A 266-nucleotide genomic window follows, 5' to 3' on the forward strand; every position below is an offset into this window, starting at 1 on the left:
TTTTGAACTTAAGCTGGCTTCGAGTGGCCCAGAATGCTTGAGCATGGTTGAAGAGTATATGCCGCAGGTTATCTTACTTGATGTAAGCATGCCAAAAATGAATGGTTACGAAGTATGTAAAGAGCTCAAAGCGAACCCTAAAACACAAGATATTATAGTGATGTTTGTATCGGCAAGGGGGACTGTTGAGGAACGCATGGAAGGTTATTCAGTAGGTGCTGAAGACTATATTGTAAAACCGTTTGGGCACGATGAGCTTAAGCAAA

1 protein-coding gene is annotated in these 266 nt (G+C 41.7%); it reads left to right on the plus strand.

Annotation, left to right across the window (positions count from 1 at the left end; translation table 11 throughout):
- Window positions 1-43: 43 nt before the first annotated feature.
- Window positions 44-266, plus strand: a 223-nt coding sequence (locus SB749_RS19705; protein WP_410711794.1) for a response regulator, incomplete at its 3' end; no start/stop codon positions are given.

It is taken from the genome of Brevibacterium sp. SIMBA_078, assembly GCF_046534565.1.
Classification (GTDB): Bacteria; Actinomycetota; Actinomycetes; order Actinomycetales; family Brevibacteriaceae; genus Brevibacterium.